Origin of the sequence: Gimesia fumaroli, assembly GCF_007754425.1 — a bacterium.
In the GTDB taxonomy this organism is placed as follows: Bacteria; Planctomycetota; Planctomycetia; order Planctomycetales; family Planctomycetaceae; genus Gimesia; species Gimesia fumaroli.
This window is the reverse complement of record NZ_CP037452.1, coordinates 3,135,780-3,153,134: the sequence shown is the minus strand read 5'-3', so window position 1 is coordinate 3,153,134 and position 17,355 is coordinate 3,135,780. Positions and strand designations below refer to the sequence as shown.

11 protein-coding genes are annotated in these 17,355 nt (G+C 52.2%); 7 read left to right on the top strand and 4 right to left on the bottom strand.

The genetic code is table 11. The features are described from left to right. The first annotated feature begins 174 nt into the window (after nucleotides 1-174). The 3 genes from Enr17x_RS11990 (at nucleotide 175) to Enr17x_RS11980 (ending at nucleotide 4,171) form a co-directional block, all read left to right on the top strand. The gene (locus tag Enr17x_RS11990) at nucleotides 175-1,167 is read left to right on the top strand and encodes a hypothetical protein (protein ID WP_145308988.1); all 993 of its coding nucleotides are present in this window, start codon (nucleotides 175-177) and stop codon (nucleotides 1,165-1,167) included. 55 nt (nucleotides 1,168-1,222) lie between these two features. Continuing rightward, nucleotides 1,223-2,074, top strand: coding sequence for a 5'-nucleotidase, lipoprotein e(P4) family (locus tag Enr17x_RS11985; RefSeq protein WP_145308986.1), 852 nt, complete (start codon nucleotides 1,223-1,225; stop codon nucleotides 2,072-2,074). Between the two features lie 267 nt (nucleotides 2,075-2,341). After that, nucleotides 2,342-4,171 (top strand): P-loop NTPase fold protein, encoded by a 1,830-nt coding sequence (locus tag Enr17x_RS11980; RefSeq protein WP_145308984.1) that lies wholly within the window; start codon nucleotides 2,342-2,344, stop codon nucleotides 4,169-4,171. A gap of 18 nt (nucleotides 4,172-4,189) precedes the next feature. On the opposite strand, the gene Enr17x_RS11975 is transcribed toward Enr17x_RS11980, so the two are convergent. The 3 genes from Enr17x_RS11975 to Enr17x_RS11965 all read right to left on the bottom strand — a co-directional run bounded on the left by Enr17x_RS11975 (nucleotide 4,190) and on the right by Enr17x_RS11965 (nucleotide 6,963). Then, complete coding sequence (locus Enr17x_RS11975) at nucleotides 4,190-4,714, bottom strand: hypothetical protein (protein ID WP_145308982.1); 525 nt, start codon at nucleotides 4,712-4,714, stop codon at nucleotides 4,190-4,192. Nucleotides 4,715-4,838: 124 nt separating this feature from the next. Further along, nucleotides 4,839-6,380, bottom strand: a complete 1,542-nt coding sequence (locus Enr17x_RS11970; protein ID WP_145308980.1) for a sulfatase family protein — start codon at nucleotides 6,378-6,380, stop codon at nucleotides 4,839-4,841. 88 nt (nucleotides 6,381-6,468) lie between these two features. Then, complete coding sequence (locus Enr17x_RS11965; protein WP_145308978.1) at nucleotides 6,469-6,963, bottom strand: hypothetical protein; 495 nt, start codon at nucleotides 6,961-6,963, stop codon at nucleotides 6,469-6,471. A gap of 234 nt (nucleotides 6,964-7,197) precedes the next feature. Between Enr17x_RS11965 and Enr17x_RS11960 the strand changes: the two genes are divergently transcribed. Further along, entirely contained in the window at nucleotides 7,198-8,814 is a 1,617-nt protein-coding gene (locus Enr17x_RS11960) for a phytoene desaturase family protein (RefSeq protein ID WP_145308976.1), read from the top strand. Between the two features lie 251 nt (nucleotides 8,815-9,065). Further along, nucleotides 9,066-10,160: a linear amide C-N hydrolase gene (locus tag Enr17x_RS11955; RefSeq protein WP_145308974.1), complete on the top strand. Its 1,095-nt coding sequence runs from the start codon at nucleotides 9,066-9,068 to the stop codon at nucleotides 10,158-10,160. 20 nt (nucleotides 10,161-10,180) lie between these two features. Here Enr17x_RS11955 and Enr17x_RS11950 read toward each other — a convergent pair whose 3' ends face one another. Continuing rightward, nucleotides 10,181-11,236 (bottom strand): GntR family transcriptional regulator, encoded by a 1,056-nt coding sequence (locus Enr17x_RS11950; protein ID WP_145308973.1) that lies wholly within the window; start codon nucleotides 11,234-11,236, stop codon nucleotides 10,181-10,183. A 131-nt stretch (nucleotides 11,237-11,367) separates the two neighbouring features. Between Enr17x_RS11950 and Enr17x_RS11945 the strand changes: the two genes are divergently transcribed. Then, complete coding sequence (locus tag Enr17x_RS11945) at nucleotides 11,368-12,543, top strand: sialidase family protein (protein ID WP_145308971.1); 1,176 nt, start codon at nucleotides 11,368-11,370, stop codon at nucleotides 12,541-12,543. A gap of 66 nt (nucleotides 12,544-12,609) precedes the next feature. Beyond that, nucleotides 12,610-16,716 (top strand): FAD-dependent oxidoreductase, encoded by a 4,107-nt coding sequence (locus tag Enr17x_RS11940; protein ID WP_145308969.1) that lies wholly within the window; start codon nucleotides 12,610-12,612, stop codon nucleotides 16,714-16,716. The last annotated feature ends 639 nt before the right edge of the window (nucleotides 16,717-17,355 follow it).

Below are 17,355 nucleotides of genomic sequence, written 5' to 3'. Positions count from 1 at the left end.
TTCATATGCAACCTGTGAAACGGAAATCAGAAAAGATCCTCTAAAACCAGCGGTTCTCAGAGTGGTCTGTACATCAAAGCGGTTTCCACGTATGGTTCTCCTCAAATCGGTGTTGTTGCATACAAAAACGGCTCCGCCCCTTGTTGAAACTTCAATCTCCAACGGACTGGAAACATGAGATACCTGCTGCTGTTGCTCCCTTTGCTGTTATTCGAGGGAGATGCCAGCACTTTTGAATATCGCACTCCGAACTTTGTCGTCTTCTGTCACGATGCGTCTTTCGCTGTTCAAGTCGGAGAAGCTGCCGAGTACTATCGGGAGAAACACGCCAAAGAATGGCTGGGGAAATCGATCCCGAACTGGTATTCGCCGTGCCCGATCCGAGTGAATCTAATCAACGACGCAGGGGCAGGGGCAACCACCTTTTCGTTCGACCAGGGCGAAGTCTTTGGCTGGGACATGCAAATTCAAGGCACTCCCCAGAGTTTGATGGACAGCGTGATTCCGCACGAAGTTCTGCACACCGTGTTCGCCTCTCATTTCAGGCGACCACTGCCGCGCTGGGCCGATGAAGGCGCCGCCACCTATGAAGAGGACGAATCCGAAAAGCAGATTCACAGACAATTAGCAGAGCAGGTCGTCGGCACAGAACAGCAGATCCCGATCCGACGATTGCTGGTGATGCATCACTATCCCGACAACATGGGGGGAATCGCAGTCCTGTATGCACAGGGATTTTACCTGGCCGAATTCTTAATCAACCGCAAAGGGAAACAGGAGTTTATCAAATTCCTCGATACAGCGTACCGGACAGACTGGGATCGGGCCTTCGAAAAACACTATGGTTTCAAAAATCAGGAAGCTGCTTACACCCCAGCCTGGAAGGAACATTCCCAACCAAAGCAGCAGATGGCCAGCCGCTATGAAATCAAAATGTTTACCAGCCCCAACTGTCAGAGATGTGAAGAAGACCGGCGGAAAGTCTTACCTCTCTTAAAAGCCAAAGGACTGATCGTAGAAATTCTCGACTATGATCGGAACCTCGATCTGGCCCGAAAAGAAAATGTCATCGGCCTGCCAACCTATATCATTTACGAAAACGGAAAACGAATCGCCAAACTGCGTGAGAGCCGCGCGATTTCTTCATTGTTAAAACGCCACCATTAACCGATACTAAGAAACATGAATTAGATTTCGAACTTCAGTTCAACGGGGGACCAATATGCCAAAATTTGTTTTCTGCTTACTCGTTCTCTGTTTGACAACGGTCTCCACAAACGCGCAAGAATCAGCGTCCCCCACCATTGCCGCCCCTAAAACCGACCAGGGGCTCGACGCCACACTCTGGATGCAAACCTCCGTCGAGCACGATTTCGCCTGCGTTCAGGCGTATCGGCTGGCAACGCTGCAGGCCACGCAGGCACTCTATGATCCCTGTTGGACCGCGGCGACCGAGCAACAGGCAGGCTATGCTCAGCTCCCTCCCGCCGTCATTTTGGACCTGGATGAAACCGTGCTGAATAATGCCCCTTTCATGGGACGGCTTGTGAAACAGGATTCCAGCTGGAACCAGAATTTGTGGGAAGAGTGGGTCCGCTCTAAAAAATCGACCGCGGTCCCAGGCGTAAAACCTTTCCTGCAAAAGCTGGTTTCACAAGGCATCGCCGTCTACTTCATCACGAATCGCCACTTTAAACTGGAAACGCCAACCGTCGAAAACCTGTCCCAGGTGCTCGACATGCCCATCACCAAATCACAGGTCCTCTTCCAGAAAGAAAAACCAGACTGGAACTGGAATAAAACATCCCGACGTGCTGAAGTAGCTCGCAACCACCGGATCATCCTACTGCTCGGTGATGACTATAACGACTTCGTCTACCAGGGAAAACTGACACCCCAGGAACGCGTGACACAGGGAAAACGCTATCAGCAATACTGGGGCGAGCGCTGGATCATCCTGCCGAACCCCGTCTATGGCGACTGGGAAAAGGCCCTCTATCACTACGACAACGCACTCCCGACTGCCGAAAAACTCCAGTTGAAACTGGATGCACTCAAAACGCTGAACCAATAAATGGCAAAGTGTCACTCATGTAACTTATAGTTTTCCATCCCGTAGTCTACTCCACGACAGACTCCAGACAAACTTCCCCTTTGAATTTCGAATTCACTTGTCGATAGTATATGTCTAATCTGATTACCCGCTTGATCACGTCACAACAAAGCTCCTTTCTACCAATTTCACGTGATATTTATATCAATTTGAAATTGCGTAACCAAAACCATGCGTACATAATATCCATAAAGACACATTTGAACATTTTCTGCATGGAGTTATCTGATGGCGAATTCTGATGATGACAATATCCGACTCGACGTGAACGATGATTCCGAATTCGAACTGGAAATCCCTCTGAATGAAGTAACAGATGATTCAGATATCAATCTGATTTCTATAGATGATGACGATTCTGAAACCATTAATGTTTACGACTCTGATGATTCGGAATTTGAACTGGATTTAGGTGAAGATGAAGATGAAATAGATCTAGAACAACCAACTTCAACCTTTGAGCCTGAAAGTACAGAACCCCGCACTGACTTAGAAATTGAGATTGATCCAGATGCGGTCACGCTTGGGGGGCGAACGATTTTAAGGCGCGATGCCACTGACAACGAACTATCTCTAAATGCCGATGATTATGCCCAAGTGATTGCAGATGTGCTTGAGGGAGCGGATGACACCGAAAGGATGACGTTTGCATTATTCGGACATTGGGGAAGAGGCAAAACGTATCTGACCCATCGCTTGATCAGTTCTTTACAAAACGCGACCGTGAAATATGAAACCGTATTATTTAGTGCCTGGAAATATCGCACAACCCCTGAGATCTGGGCATATATGTTCCAACAATTTCTTGAGCAGGGAAAAAAAACAAGTTCCGGCCTGGTATTAAGAGCCGCTTTTAAAAAACATGGACCATTGCCTCTATTAGGAGCACTCTTTGGTTTATTTATTTCATTATTTTCAGTGAGTGATTGGCTCAATATCTCTTCCTGGTTAGTCCAATTCCTGGGGGTGGGAGCCGTATGTTACGCCGTTTTACTACTTGTACGATTTCAGAACACATTCATTCGACTGAAATCGCTCTATACCTTCTCTGGACATTCTGAAAAGCTCGGTTTACAGGCAGCCATCGGGGATGATTTAAGTGCCCTTCTGAAGGCGTGGATTCCTGATAAGATTTCGTTGTGGCATAAAGTCAAAAACAATTTTTTGACACTCATCTTCGGTACCACTATTTGCGGTCTGATTTTATGGAAAATATATTCAGCCATCCATTCTCTGGGGGTCAATCCCTATGTCACTTTAGCAGGCTATCTATTCTGGGTGTTCCTGCTGCTTTCATTCCTGTTTGTGGCCTCCGCCTGGTCGCGAAATACGACAGACCGAATTCTGCTTGTAGTGGACGATCTCGATCGCTGTGAACCATCGCAGATGTTGGAAATCATTGAATCGACGATGCTTATTCTTGATGATCCGGAAATCCATAGCCGGCTGCAGGTACTCATGCTGATTGATGAAAGTGCTTTTCTACAAGCATTAATCAAAAAATATAAATACCTGACACATAATTTAGAGCTGGGACAGCATCACACATATAACACCAGGCGAATTGTCCGCGAGAACCTGGAAAAATTTTTCCTGGTTCATCTGAGGCTTCCCCCTTTATCTAATGAAGAAATAGTTGAAGTCACTGAAAAATATATTACTCAGCTCTGCGAAGGGGAGTTGGGCCATAACCACACTCGGAAATCATCATCCCCCAATAAATCGAAAACGATGCCATCTGCCAACACAACCGATTCATCAACATTGAGCAAAAAAATCCTGGAAACAGATCGGCCTATCGAAACGGAAGAAATGAAAGCACTCTTAAGTGCCATGAATTCGATCACCAATAGTCAAGATCGTGATACCATAGGCCCCAGAAGTATTCGATGCCTGCTTTTCCGTTATCAGTTGGCGAGAAGAATTCTTATCAAATTAAACCAGATGCCTGACGCATCCGATCTTGCACAGGCAGTAATGGACTCTTTTCTTCAGGAACAAGATCGCGATTCTAAAGAAGTCTCCATCGTGGAACGAGTTGTTGAGCAGGTTTCATAACGAATTGTGATTCATATATCACTTTTCTGCTGTGGGAATACGAAATCGTTCCAGCAGATCATCTGCCTTACGTTTTTTGAATCGTGTATTCGTGTAGGAAATCTTCCCTCGTGAATTATTGGAGAAGGTCACGGAGATCACGTTCACACGAGTATTCTTCTTAATCGGCTCAAGCTGAGTTCTGATCTCAGCCGGAATTGATTTACCATGCTCTTTGAAAAACCTGGTAAAAAGTTCCCGGTCTTTCACACTGATACTCACTCGAGGCGGATGGCGATACGTTGGTGTTTCTGGTTTGCGTTCCCAAGATGTGAACGCGGCCCCCGCCAATCCGATGACTACATTCAACGCCACCATCGTCACCAGCGAACTCGTTTTACTTTCCACTTCATCCTGCGGAGTTGCCCCGAACTCGGCAACCTCTTCCTGCTGAAAGCTGTGATCACAAAACAGACATTCGTCAGCATCTAACTCCAGATCCGCCCGACATCCCGGGCATTTCTTATAAATCAACCGTTGTTCGTGATCATGATACTCCTTCATTTGTGAACCCCCTCTGGGTTAATGACCATTGAGCTTTAACCGATTCAACTGGCCCGTAGAGCTGCCTCCCATTTTAAATGATAAAAATTCAACTGGCAAATTTTTTTTATTTAAACTGCTAAGATTACTCTTTCGCATTCTTTTCCCGCATCAATTGAGGCGGAAAGTCAGCCGGGCTCGCTCCGTTTTTCAGTCGCAGATTCGCGCCCATTCGGCGTTTATGGCTAAAGGGAACCTGGTTGGCATTGGACTTTTCCAGGATCGCGTGCAGATCGGCCCGCATTTTTTTAATACGTGCCTGTTGATCTTTCTCGAAAATCAGGTTGTGTTCTTCGTGTGGGTCCTCTTGCATGTCATACAATTCGTCGAGATCCCAGATGCCGTGATATTGGATAAACTTATATCGCGGCGTACGCAATGCAAACGTCGTCGGCGTCTGCGGGAAGTTATATTCCCAGTAGTATTCATAAAGGCTGTTCTGCCGCCATTGGGAAGCGGGAAGATTACCTGCCGCCAGTTGCAAGAAACTTTGGCCGTCCATTTGAGACGGCGTCTTCAATCCCGCCGCCGCCAGAATCGTGGGTGCAATATCAATATTCGCGACGACTTCATTCACCACAGTTCCTGGTTTCCAGAGACCGGGGCAGACTCCCACTAGAGGCACCCGGATCGATGCTTCATAAGCAGTCCGCTTGTCAATCAGACCGTGCTCGCCCCACTGGAATCCGTTATCGCCCATATACAGAATCATAGTATTCTCGCCATAGCCATTCTCATCCAGCCATTTCCGCACGCGGGCAATCGATTCGTCCACACTCAGCAAGGCTTCACAATACAATCGGTAATGTTCTTCAATATTCGTATCCTGATGATAGGCAAAATCAACGCCGTGCCAGCTGTTACGCTGGTTTTTCAGCCACATCGGCTTGTTCCAGTAATTGTCCGAGGTATTCGCCATCGTCTTCGGAATCGGCATCGCTTTGTCTTTATAACGCCCTGCGTGTCGCTCGGCGGGATGGAACATGCCGTGCACCCCTTTGTGCGACAGATACATGAAGAACGGCTTGTCGGCCGGTTTCACACTCTTGTTCAACCAATTAATGGCATAGTCTGTCAGTTCATCGGTGATATAGCCTTTTTGAGGCACCGATTTCCCGTCAACATTGAGCGACCATTTCTTCAAATGTTTCGGCGGATAGTAGTGCCCCTGTCCGCGAAATGAGACCCACTTGTCAAAGCCGGGCCGCGGATCATCCGAGTGACCGCCCATATGCCATTTTCCAAAGAAACCGGTCTGGTAACCGGCCGCCTGCAGGTACTGTGGGAAGAAGATCGTACCCGGTTTGGCAGACACGTTATTATCAACCACACCATGATTGTGCATATACTGGCCGGTCAGAATTGAAGCCCGGCTCGGTGAACAGAGCGACGTCGTGACCATCGCATTTTTGAAATATACGCCGTCCTTAGCCAGACCATCCATCGCCGGCGTTTCCACCCAGGGATGACCCGCAAATCCCATCACGTCATAGCGATGGTCATCCGAGAGAATGAAAACCACATTCCTGGGTTTCGCACCTTCGATCTTTTCCAGTTTCAAATCGGCAGCGGAAACCGGAGTCAGAATTGACAGGAACAGTAAGCAGATCAGTGTCATCAGTCGCATGAGTTCACCCGTTGTTTGGAATAATGATTCTGTTTATGATCAAGTAATATTTCATCAGCGGGAACAGGAATTCCCTTTGATGTCTGCGTTATTCAGTAGTAGTTTTTGTCTCTTTCGTTTTTTTGCGATTCGGCTCAAACACAGCTTCTTCCGGTTTGACTTCTTCCGAACTAACGGCTGGGTCCGCCTTGATAATCACGCCACCAAAAGTGGATTTCAGCTGGCCATCCGGCGATTCGAGAATAACAAACTCACTCGCATTCGCACCTTGGTCCTTAACTGCCTGCATATCAATCCCCCAGGTCACCTTATAGTCCAGGGATCTGATTTTCTGAATCGCATCCAGAGCATCCTGCTGCGCGGGGTTTTGTAAGGTTTTGGCATAGGATTCCAGTGTATCCCAGTTCTGGGGGCCCGTTTCGTTGACGCGTGCACTAATCGTATAGATGGCCGTCACGATGTCCAGTGCGGCTTCTTCAGGATTCATAGGCGACGCAGCCTTGGGAGGAGACGCAGATCGACCACAGCCCACAATAAACAACAATCCTAAAAGTAAAATGAATGCTAACCGAAAACGAACCATTCCTAACCTTAACTTTTCTGAACGAATTTCCTGAATTTGATTGATGATTGAATACCAGTAAAAATCATAACGGGCCTCAAACGGGCTGTACACACAACCTCAATCAACTAAATCAGATTTTCTACGACTTAGCTCAAAGAGGACTCTGCACTCACACTGGCACACCACTCGATTTTATCCATAATACAACCTGCTCAGGAAACCGCTTCACTTAACCAATTGGAATTGAGTTTGATGTACGACTGTGTGATTATCGGAGCAGGGCACAACGGCCTCGTTTGTGCCCATCAACTGGCGCAGCAGGGATGGAAGGTCCTGGTTCTGGAACGCCGCGATCTGGTCGGTGGCGCCTGCGTAACGGAAGAACTCTGGCCCGGCTTCAAAGTCTCAACTGCCTCGTACCTGGTGAGTCTGCTTCTCCCGGAAGTAGAACAGGAAATGCAGCTGGCCCGCTATGGCTATCGCGTGTTGCCACGTAATCCAAGTTCTTTCACTCCGCTCCCCAATGGTAAATCATTACTCCTCGGCCCTGATCTCAAACAGAATCAGGAACAGATCGCCCAGTTCAGCCAGCACGACGCAGAACAATATCCCCGCTACGAAGCCATGCTGGAAAAAATCGCCGAATGCCTGGAACCGGCGCTGATGCAGACGCCCCCTGACATTTTGCCCCTGCCTGCTACCTGGCGTTCCATTGGACTGGGTAAAAAAATCCGTGATACCAAAACCGCCTACCACCTGCATCAAAGCTTGAAGCGACTGGGCGAAACCATTCCTGAAGCCATCGAACTCCTCACCGGTCCGGCTCTGCCGATTCTGAATCGCTGGTTTGAATCGGACATCCTCAAAGCGACCTTGGCGACCGATGCGATCATCGGCACATTTCAGCCGCCATCTGCTCCCGGAACCGCGTATGTCCTGCTGCATCATGTCATGGGCTCGGCGGGAGGAGCACGTGGCGTCTGGGGATACGTCGAAGGAGGCATGGGGGCGCTCAGCCAGGCGATGGCGAAGTCCGTCGAAGCGGCCGGCGTCGAGATCCGTACCGGCGTTTCCGTTGAAGAAATCCTGATCCAGGAACAGAAAACCACCGGCGTCCGGCTCGCCAGTGGAGAGGCGATCGCCTCTCGCGCGGTCGCTTCCAATGCCGACGCACATGTGACATTCGAAAAACTGATCCCCGCGGGAACATTGCCGGATCCGTTTGCGCAGGCCGTCAGTCGCATCGATTTTAGCAGCGCCAGCATGAAGATCAACGTTGCCGTCAGCGAGCTTCCCGACTTCACCTGCCTGCCAGGAAACAAAGAACCCGGCCCGCAACATCGGGGCACCATTCACATCGGCGCGACTTGCGAAGAAATCGAACGCGCGTACGATGATGCCAAGTATGGTCATCCCTCCCAGAAGCCGATCATCGAAATGACTATTCCCAGTGCCGTCGATCAAACACTGGCCCCTCCTGGCCAGCATATCCTCTCCCTCTTCGTGCAATATGCACCGTACCAGTTGGCTAAAGGGAACTGGGATGAGATCAAAGAAGAATTCGCTGACCGCTGTATCAATCGGATCGCCGAGCTGGCACCGAATGTTCCCGCGTCGGTCTTGCACCGACAGGTCCTTTCGCCCCTGGATCTGGAACGGACTTTCAGTCTGACCGGTGGCAACATTTTCCAGGGGGCCATGCCCGCGCACCAGTTGTACAACATGCGACCGGTTCCCGGCTGGAGCGATTATCGTACCCCCGTAAAAGGACTCTACCTCTGTGGGAGTGCCGCGCATCCGGGCGGCGGGGTAATGGGTGCCTGCGGTCGCAACGCGGCTCGCGAAATGCTCCGCGACGGAAAACCTTAATATCTGGCTTTGCTGTTTTAAAACCAACATCCCAACTAATCCGACTCGCCGGTATTCTGTTTCGCTTTTCCTGAGAATCCCGGTCTGTTGATCGCACTCCATGATGAATCTCCGTCCGTTAGTCCGAAGAAGATAACACCACAGACCGTTTGTGACTTCTTCCATTGTGGATGATTCGCCTCCCAACTGACCATTCAAAAACGGTCCCGCCGATGTGGCCTCATTTAGCGACACCTGACCGGAGAGATTCCTTGAAACGATTTATTACATCCTGCATGATTCTGACCCTGTTCTCAGTTTCCGTATTCACTCCATCCAGCACATCCGCCTGTACAGGAATCACCATCAAACCGAAAGACGGATCTGTCGTTTTCGGCCGCACACTGGAATTCGCTGAGAACCTGCAGTCCAATATCATCGTCATCCCACGGAACAGACCAAACAGCGGAACAGCCCCCGGTCAGAAACAGGGGCTGCAATGGAATTCTCAATATGCCATGGTTGGCATGAACGCCTTTAATCTGCCGATTATTGCCGATGGCATGAATGAACGTGGCCTGCACGTCGGCATCTTTTACTTTCCGGATTACGCCAAATATCAGGCGGTCAGCGATCAGGAAGTCAGCAAAACGATCAGCCCGATGGAAGTCCCCCTGTATCTGCTCGGCACCTGCGCCACTGTCGATGAAGTGACAAAACGGATTCAGCAAATCAAAGTCGGCAACGTCGTCATGCAGCAAATGGGAGGCGTACCGCCGTTTCATTACATCGCCTCCGATGCCAGCGGAAAATCGGTCGTGCTGGAATATGTTGATGGAAAATTGAACATTCATCAGAACCCGCTTGGCGTGTTTACCAACTCGCCTACTTTCGACTGGCACATGACCAATCTCGGTAACTACGTGAACCTGCTCACTAACAACATTTCCGAAATTAAAGTCCAGGGACAAACCATCAAAGGACTCGGGCAGGGAAGCGGCATGCTGGGTCTCCCCGGCGACTTCACGCCTCCATCGCGATTCGTCCGTGCGGTTGCTTTTTCAGCAAGCGTGTTTCCCGTTGATACAGCCCGGGAAGGCGTTCTGCAGGTCTTCCATGTTCTCAATCAGTTCGATATTCCCAAGGGAGCCGCCCGCGGAGATGAAAACGGCAAAACGACCGCCGACTACACCGAGTGGACCAGCGTCTCTGATCTCAAGAATCGACGTTACTACTTCCGCACTTATGACGACAGCACCATCCGCATGGTCAACTTGAACAGCCTCAACCTGGACGGCAATCAGATTCAAACGATTTCCATTCAAGGGGAAGAGCAAATTATCGACGTCACCGGATGCGCCCGATAAACCATTTCGGCACGAGCCGGTCAAAGGATGACCAGTTCGACTTCCACGCGTTCATACAGGCTCTCTGCTGATTCTCCTTTCACCTGGCGGATCAGCATGGAGCCGATTTTCTGTCCATATTCCACCGGCGATAATGCCGCGCGAATATGAGGAAACGGGCAAGGGGTCGCATCACGCGCGAATCGATCCGCCACCACTAGAGCAGGGCGTTTTGATTTCGGTAACGTGATTTCCTCAAGCTTCGCGGCAATCGCCCGCGCTGCCGGTTCGGATCGACAGAGTATCCCCAGTTTCCCGGTTGACTGCTTCAGCACATCCAGCGCTGAAATCTGAATCGCCCGATCGTCGGCGGGCAGACATCGCACCATCAACTGATCTAGCCCGAAGCCCGACTGGCTCATCTCGCGTTGCACAGCATCTAACATGACATGATCGCCGGACGTCACCTGATCGCGCAAGACAACCAGCACTCGCTGACATTTCTGTCGGTGCAATTCCTGAAATAACAGACGGCCAATCTGACTCTGATCCCTGTCAATCTGCGCCAGCCCAGTAATCGATGGCTGCAATACGCCATTGACCACCGTGGGCAAGCCGCTCTCTTCCAGTATCCGTTGCACGCCTACGGAAGCACGCTGCAAAACAAAGCCCTCTGTCTCGCTCGATTTGAGTGCGCGATGTACCACTTCATTGACATACTCTTCTTCTTCCCGGTGGGGTAGAAAATTAAACTGCAGCTCAGTGTCAGGCAGTTCCTTCTGCAGGCCAATCAGAATCCCATCGGCCAGCAGACCTTCCCGTTCCAGAAACTTTTGATGCACCACCAGATGCACGCGCTGTAACGTCGACGTTGACCCGCTCGATTCCGGCTCGGCGATAAACGTGCCCGCGCGTTGCTTCCGCACCAGTACCCTTCGCTGTGTGAGTAACTGCAACGCCCGATTCGCCGTCGTGCCGCTCACCTGGAATGATCGCGCGGTCTCACTCGTTGTGAAATAGGGATCGCCCGGTTTTAATTTGCGTTTCTGAATGTCCGACTGAATCCGGTCGGCCAGATCGATAATCGCTGGTTTCATAGACAAACATCGTTCTGTGGAAAAAATGCGTTTTTTGCTTTCAATCTGCTGCTGACTTTTATAATATTACACCATAGATAATAATATCGCAACAATAATATTATTAAACCTTGATCAGGAAAGCTCGAAACATGCGACGAATTCCCCTGCGCCCGGTGAACCTGTTTGCTCTGTTTTTTGTGCCGTTTCTGGTGAGTATCGACGTCAGTCAGGCCGCCGACCTCCAGAAAACCACGCTCTTTAACGCCCGGGATGGCAAATACCATCATTACCGCATCCCCGGCATCATCGCTTCGAAACAGGGCACACTGCTCGCCTACTGTGAAGCCCGTATCACATCCGGCGACTGGGCGAACATCGATATTCTGCTGCGCCGCAGCACCGATGGCGGCAAGACCTGGCTCCCCGTGCAAATGATTCATGATGCCAAAGAGGAGACCGTCAATAACGTCGTCGCCTTCTCTGACGATCAAACCGGTCAGGTACATCTGTTGTATTGCGAAAACTACAGCCGCTGCTTCTACATCAGCAGCAACGACGACGGCAAAACCTTCAGCCCCCGCGTTGAAATCACCAGCGTCTTCAACCAGTTCAAAAAGGAATACGACTGGAATGTGATCGCCACCGGTCCCGGACACGGCATTCAATTGCAGAACGGTAGACTGCTCGTCCCCGTCTGGCTTTCCACCGGCGGTAAGAAACATCGCCCCTCCTGCGTCTCCACCATCTTCAGCGACGATCACGGCAAAACCTGGCAACGCGGCGAGATCATCGTCAAGCAGGGAGACCAAGTCGCCGGTGAAACGATTGTGAACCCGAGCGAAACGGTTGCCGTCCAGCTCTTCAACAACAAAGTCCTCGTCAACATCCGCACGGAGTCCAAGCCCCACCGGCGTTTGGTCGCTGTCAGCGAGAACGGCGCGACCAACTGGACCGACAAACATTTTGACGATCAACTCAAAGAACCGGTCTGCATGGCCAGCATTCTCCGAGTCCCCGCCAGCAAAGCGCAACCGAAAAACGCCATTGTCTTTGCGAACCCGGACAACCTCGAAAACAAAACCAAACGCCGCAAGCCTAACCGGGACCGTAAAAACCTGACGCTGCAAGTCAGCTTCGATGACTGCCAAACCTGGATCAGTAAACAGGTTCTCGAACCCGGCATCAGCGGCTACAGCGATCTCGCGGCCCTCCCTGACGGCACCATTTTCTGTTTCTACGAAGATGGGGGCTTCAAAAACAACGGTTACGACACAACCGCCTTGACAGTCGCGAAATTTCCATTGAAATGGATTATACAGGATTGATTGATCCACCGAACGCACCTGAAGTAACACGACCCAAAGATTCCCCAGCCAGAGAAAATACCAGCCATGCCTCGCAACCTCATTCTCGCCCTCGTTTATGTTCTGCTGTTGATCTCGCAACCTCTGACGGCAGCCGAACCGGACCACCGTGCTGACATCTGCATCTACGGCGGCACCTCGGGGGGCGTCGTCGCCGCCGTCAAAGCAGCCCGGCTTGGGAAAACGGCCATTCTCATCGAACCCGGCCAACACCTGGGCGGCATGAGTTCGGGCGGCCTCAGTTATTCCGACATGGGCAAAGCCGCCACCGTCGCCGGCATGGCCCGCGAGTTCTATCAACGGATCGGTAAAAAATACAACAAGCCGCTGGAGACACAACTCGAACCTCACGTTGCCGAACAGGTCTTCGAAGAAATGATCAAAGAAGCCGGCGTCACCGTCATCAAAGGCGAACCGCTGCAAAAGGTCGTCAAGCAGGGCCCCACCATCGTCGAACTGATCACCGACAAGGGCACCCGCATCGCCGCGAAGATGTTTATCGACACCACCTATGAAGGTGATCTGCTGGCTGCCGCCGGCGTTTCCTATTCGCTGACGCGTGAACCCAATTCCCAATACAACGAAACTCTGAACGGCATCCAGCTCTATGAAATTCCGAATGTGAAGTTCGGAAAGGTCGACAAAATCGGCCGCCGCAAAGACCGCCGCGGCTTGTGGGACCGTGCGATTCCCCTCGACCCCTATCGCATTCCCGGCAAGCCCGAAAGCGGCCTGCTTCCGCTGATCGAAGCAGGGGAGCTGGGCACCATCGGTGAAGCGGCGCCTGGCGTGCAGGCGTACTGCTTCCGGCTCTGCGTCACCGATCAACCGGAAAATCGAATCCGGATCGCACCGCCGGCCAACTATGACCCGGCCCGCTATGAAATCGTCGCCCGCTACATCGCCGCCTGCCAGAAAGCGGGCGACGACATGGACCTCCGCTGGTTCACCAAACACGATGCCCTCCCCAACGGCAAATTCGATTTCAACACCGCCTACTTCGGCCTGAACTATGTCGGCGGCAATAAAGATTACAGCGAAGCTTCTCACGCCGAGCGGCAGAAGATTATCAAAGAACACGAAAACTACGCCCGCGGCCTGTTTCATTTCCTCAAGACCGACGAACGCGTTCCCGAAAAAGTTCGCGAACAAGTCAGCAAATACGGCCTCTGCAAAGACGAATTCATCGATAACGGCGGCTGGCCGCACCAGCTGTATATTCGCGAATCGCGGCGGATGATTTCCGATCTCGTGATGACCGAACATCACTGTCGGCACAAAGAGGTTGCCCCCAAATCGGTGGGTCTCGCCTCCTACGGCATCGACATTCACGAAATCCGCCGCATCGCCCATAACGGCGTCATGGTTCGCGAAGGCAAGCTCCTCGGTCACACCGGCACCCGCGGCCCCTATCCCATCGGCTTTGATGCCATCGTTCCCAAAGCTTCCGAGTGCGATAACCTGCTGGTCACCTTCGCGATTTCGGCCAGTCACGTCGCGTTCGGATCCACCCGCATGGAACCGGTGCTGATGATTCTCAGCCAGTCCGCCGCCACCGCCGCCAGTCAGGCCATTGACACCGGTTGCAAGATTCAGGACGTCAACTATCAGCGACTCCGCACCAAACTGCTCGCCGACGGTCAACTGCTCGACTGGCCGTCCCCCGCAGAACGAGGTCTGCCCCCCGCACGCACCATCATCAACGCCGATCAATTGCCGGGAATTGTCCTCGACGATACAGACGCCGAATTCACAGGCGACTGGAGCGAAAGCAACGGCCAACCTTCGCCGATCGGCAAGAGTTATTCGCACGACAAAAACAAAGACCGCGGCAAGAAAACAGCCCGCTTCACTCCCAACATTAAGCAGTCCGGCGACTACGAAGTCCGCCTGCTTTATACCTGGCATCCCAACCGTGCCAGCAATGTCCCCGTCACCATTCAAAGTGCCGACGGCGAGCAAACCGTGACCGTCAATCAGCGAAAACCGGCTTTGATCAAACAGGTTCCCGTCTCGCTGGGCGTGTTTCGTTTTGAAGCGAATCAGTTGGCCTCCATTACCATTTCCAACCGGGGAGCCGATGGCTATGTCGTCGTCGATGGTCTGCAACTGCTGCCGGTCAAACTGGCAAAGGAAGAACGCGCGGGAAAACGAAAATCCGGATTTCCTCAACTCACGATGGAAGCCAAACCGAAATTTCGTCAGCCGGGCCACGAACAGGCACGCCAGATCGCCTTTTCGCCACTGGCTGAGAAAACGATTCCCCGCACACCCGGCGAATCGACGCGGCATTCCGACGAACCGGTGCAGCTCGCACAGGCAACAGAGCCCGATGCCGTCGATGGAAAAATGTATGACGTCGTCGTGGTCGGCGGAACCGGTGGCGGGATCGCTGCGGCTGTCCGTGCGGCCCGGGAAGGGTGCTCGGTTCTGCTGGTGCAACACAACGGACACATCGGCGGCATGATGACCAACGGCCTGATGCAGTGGGACGCCCTTTACGGCGGTCCCCGTTCGCCCCTCTTCAGCGAGCTGCTGGAAAACATTGAAAACTATTACATCAACACGTTCGGCCGTGACTCGCGCGACCATCAGATCATTCGCTATACGCACGAAAAATATCCCATCGGCTGGGTCGAGCCGCATGTTGCCGAACGCGAATACAATCGCCTCGTCTCCCGCGAAAAGAACATCACGCTGCTCCTCGATCATTGCCCGAGCGCCGTCACTCGCGAAGGTTCGCTGATCAAAAATGTGTCCCTCTGTCGCTACGGCACATCCGAAACGATCCGCGTCAACGGTACTACGTTTGTCGATGCGACCTACGAAGGCGATCTGTTCGCGCTGGCCGATGTTCCTTATCGCGTCGGTCGCGAAGCTCGCGAGGAATTTAACGAACCGCACGCTGGCAAAGTCTTCGTCAACATCGACGGACATCGCCCCGAAAGCGTCGTCAAAGACGGGCTCAACATTCGCGTCTACGGAGCAAGGCAGGGGAGCGTCGATCCGACCAGCCCCTTCAGTGCCGATCGTGCAGTCCAGGCTTATAACTACCGATTCTGTGTGACCTCCGATCCCGCGAACCGACTGCCGATTCCCCAACCGGCCAGCTACGATCGCGCGGATTATCTCGACTTCCATCGCCGCTACATCCCGGCGAGGCAGGGGCCGAATCATAAATCGCACGTCAACAGCCCGATCATGCCGGGACAGAATCACGACTATCCCGAGGCTGACTGGCCCACGCGCGAGAAGATCATTCAGCAACATCTGGACTTTGGTCTGGGGCTGATGTGGTTCCTGCAGCACGATGAATCGATTCCTGAAGCCAAACGCAAAGAGTACCTCAAGTGGGGCCTGCCGAAAGATGAATACGCCGACTATGGTCACGTTCCCTATGAAATGTACGTCCGCGAAACCCGGCGGATTGTGGGGCGGCACGTCTTCAACGAAAACGACGGCATGCTCACCAGCGATTACCGCCGGACGCCGATTCACCCCGACAGCATCGCGGTGACCGACTGGTATATGGACTCGCATTCCTGCACGACCGACAGCCGCCCCGGCTTCAAATATGACGGCAAATTGATTCTGACCGAACAATCCCGCCCGTCGCAGATTCCCTATCGCGCGCTGCTGCCGCAAGGCGTGGATAATTTGCTCGTCCCCGTTTGTCTTTCCGCCACACACATCGCCTGGGGCGCGATCCGACTCGAACCGGTCTTCCTGCAAACGGGTGAAGCCGCCGGTTACGCCGCCGCTCTGGCCAGACAACAGTCGACGACACCCGCCGACCTCGATCCTGATTTGCTCGTGAAAACGCTGGTCCAACAGCGCCAACTGGTCAGCTTCTTCAACGATCTGAAAGTCAACAATTCGAACCCGGCGATCCCCGCCGCCCAGTACTTTGCCACCAAAGGCTTCTTCAACGACTATAACACTCGCCTGAATGAACCACTGACGCAATCGGTCCGCGCCGCATGGGAAGCAGGCCTGAAACAACTGGAGCAGGGGACGCTGAATCCGCACCAACTCGCGGCCGAAGTTCAGCAAGCCGAGATACAGAAATCGCCGGCACTCAAAGAAAACCGCGGCGAGTTTCTCCTGCGGGCGTGGAACCGAATTCAAAATTAAGTCAGGGTAGTGCACGTTGAGTACTGCCTACTGAAAAAATCCGACTTGACGCCAACCCGCAGTTCGCCATGATCATCAGACTTATGCGTCGCGCGCGAGAACAGTACTGGTTCAGGTGAAGAACAGAAAGCACTGCCAACATCAGCACTACAAAAGTCCCTCGTTTCAGCAAGATTCAACAAAATTTGAGCCCAAAAACTTATGCGGGTCGACACACGCCAACACGCATAACCACAGCCCCAACACACATTGTCCCACTCCCAAACCATCTGAGCACTCCTTCGCCCCACAAAAAATCCCATTTCCCCTTGCCCCACTCACGCCCTTGGAGAGAATCAACATCACAACAAAAAGTGAACCAATTCCCGATCCGATAAAACCGAAGTAGGGGCGGCCCCATGTGTCCGCCCGGCTCACCCGCGCATGACTGCCAAACAGGCTTCATCAAACACGCAGGAAACTAGCCGCAAAGCATTAGCCCCGGTTCTTCCAGTTTTAATGACGAACGAATCCTACCAGACCGTCACGAGATCCCGCAGATGAACATGCTGCAGGTGAATAAGAATGAGAGGCAGTTATTAATTAAGCCAATTGGTGCAGCGTCTCATAGACCAAAAAGCAATCAAAGTTGGCAAGTAC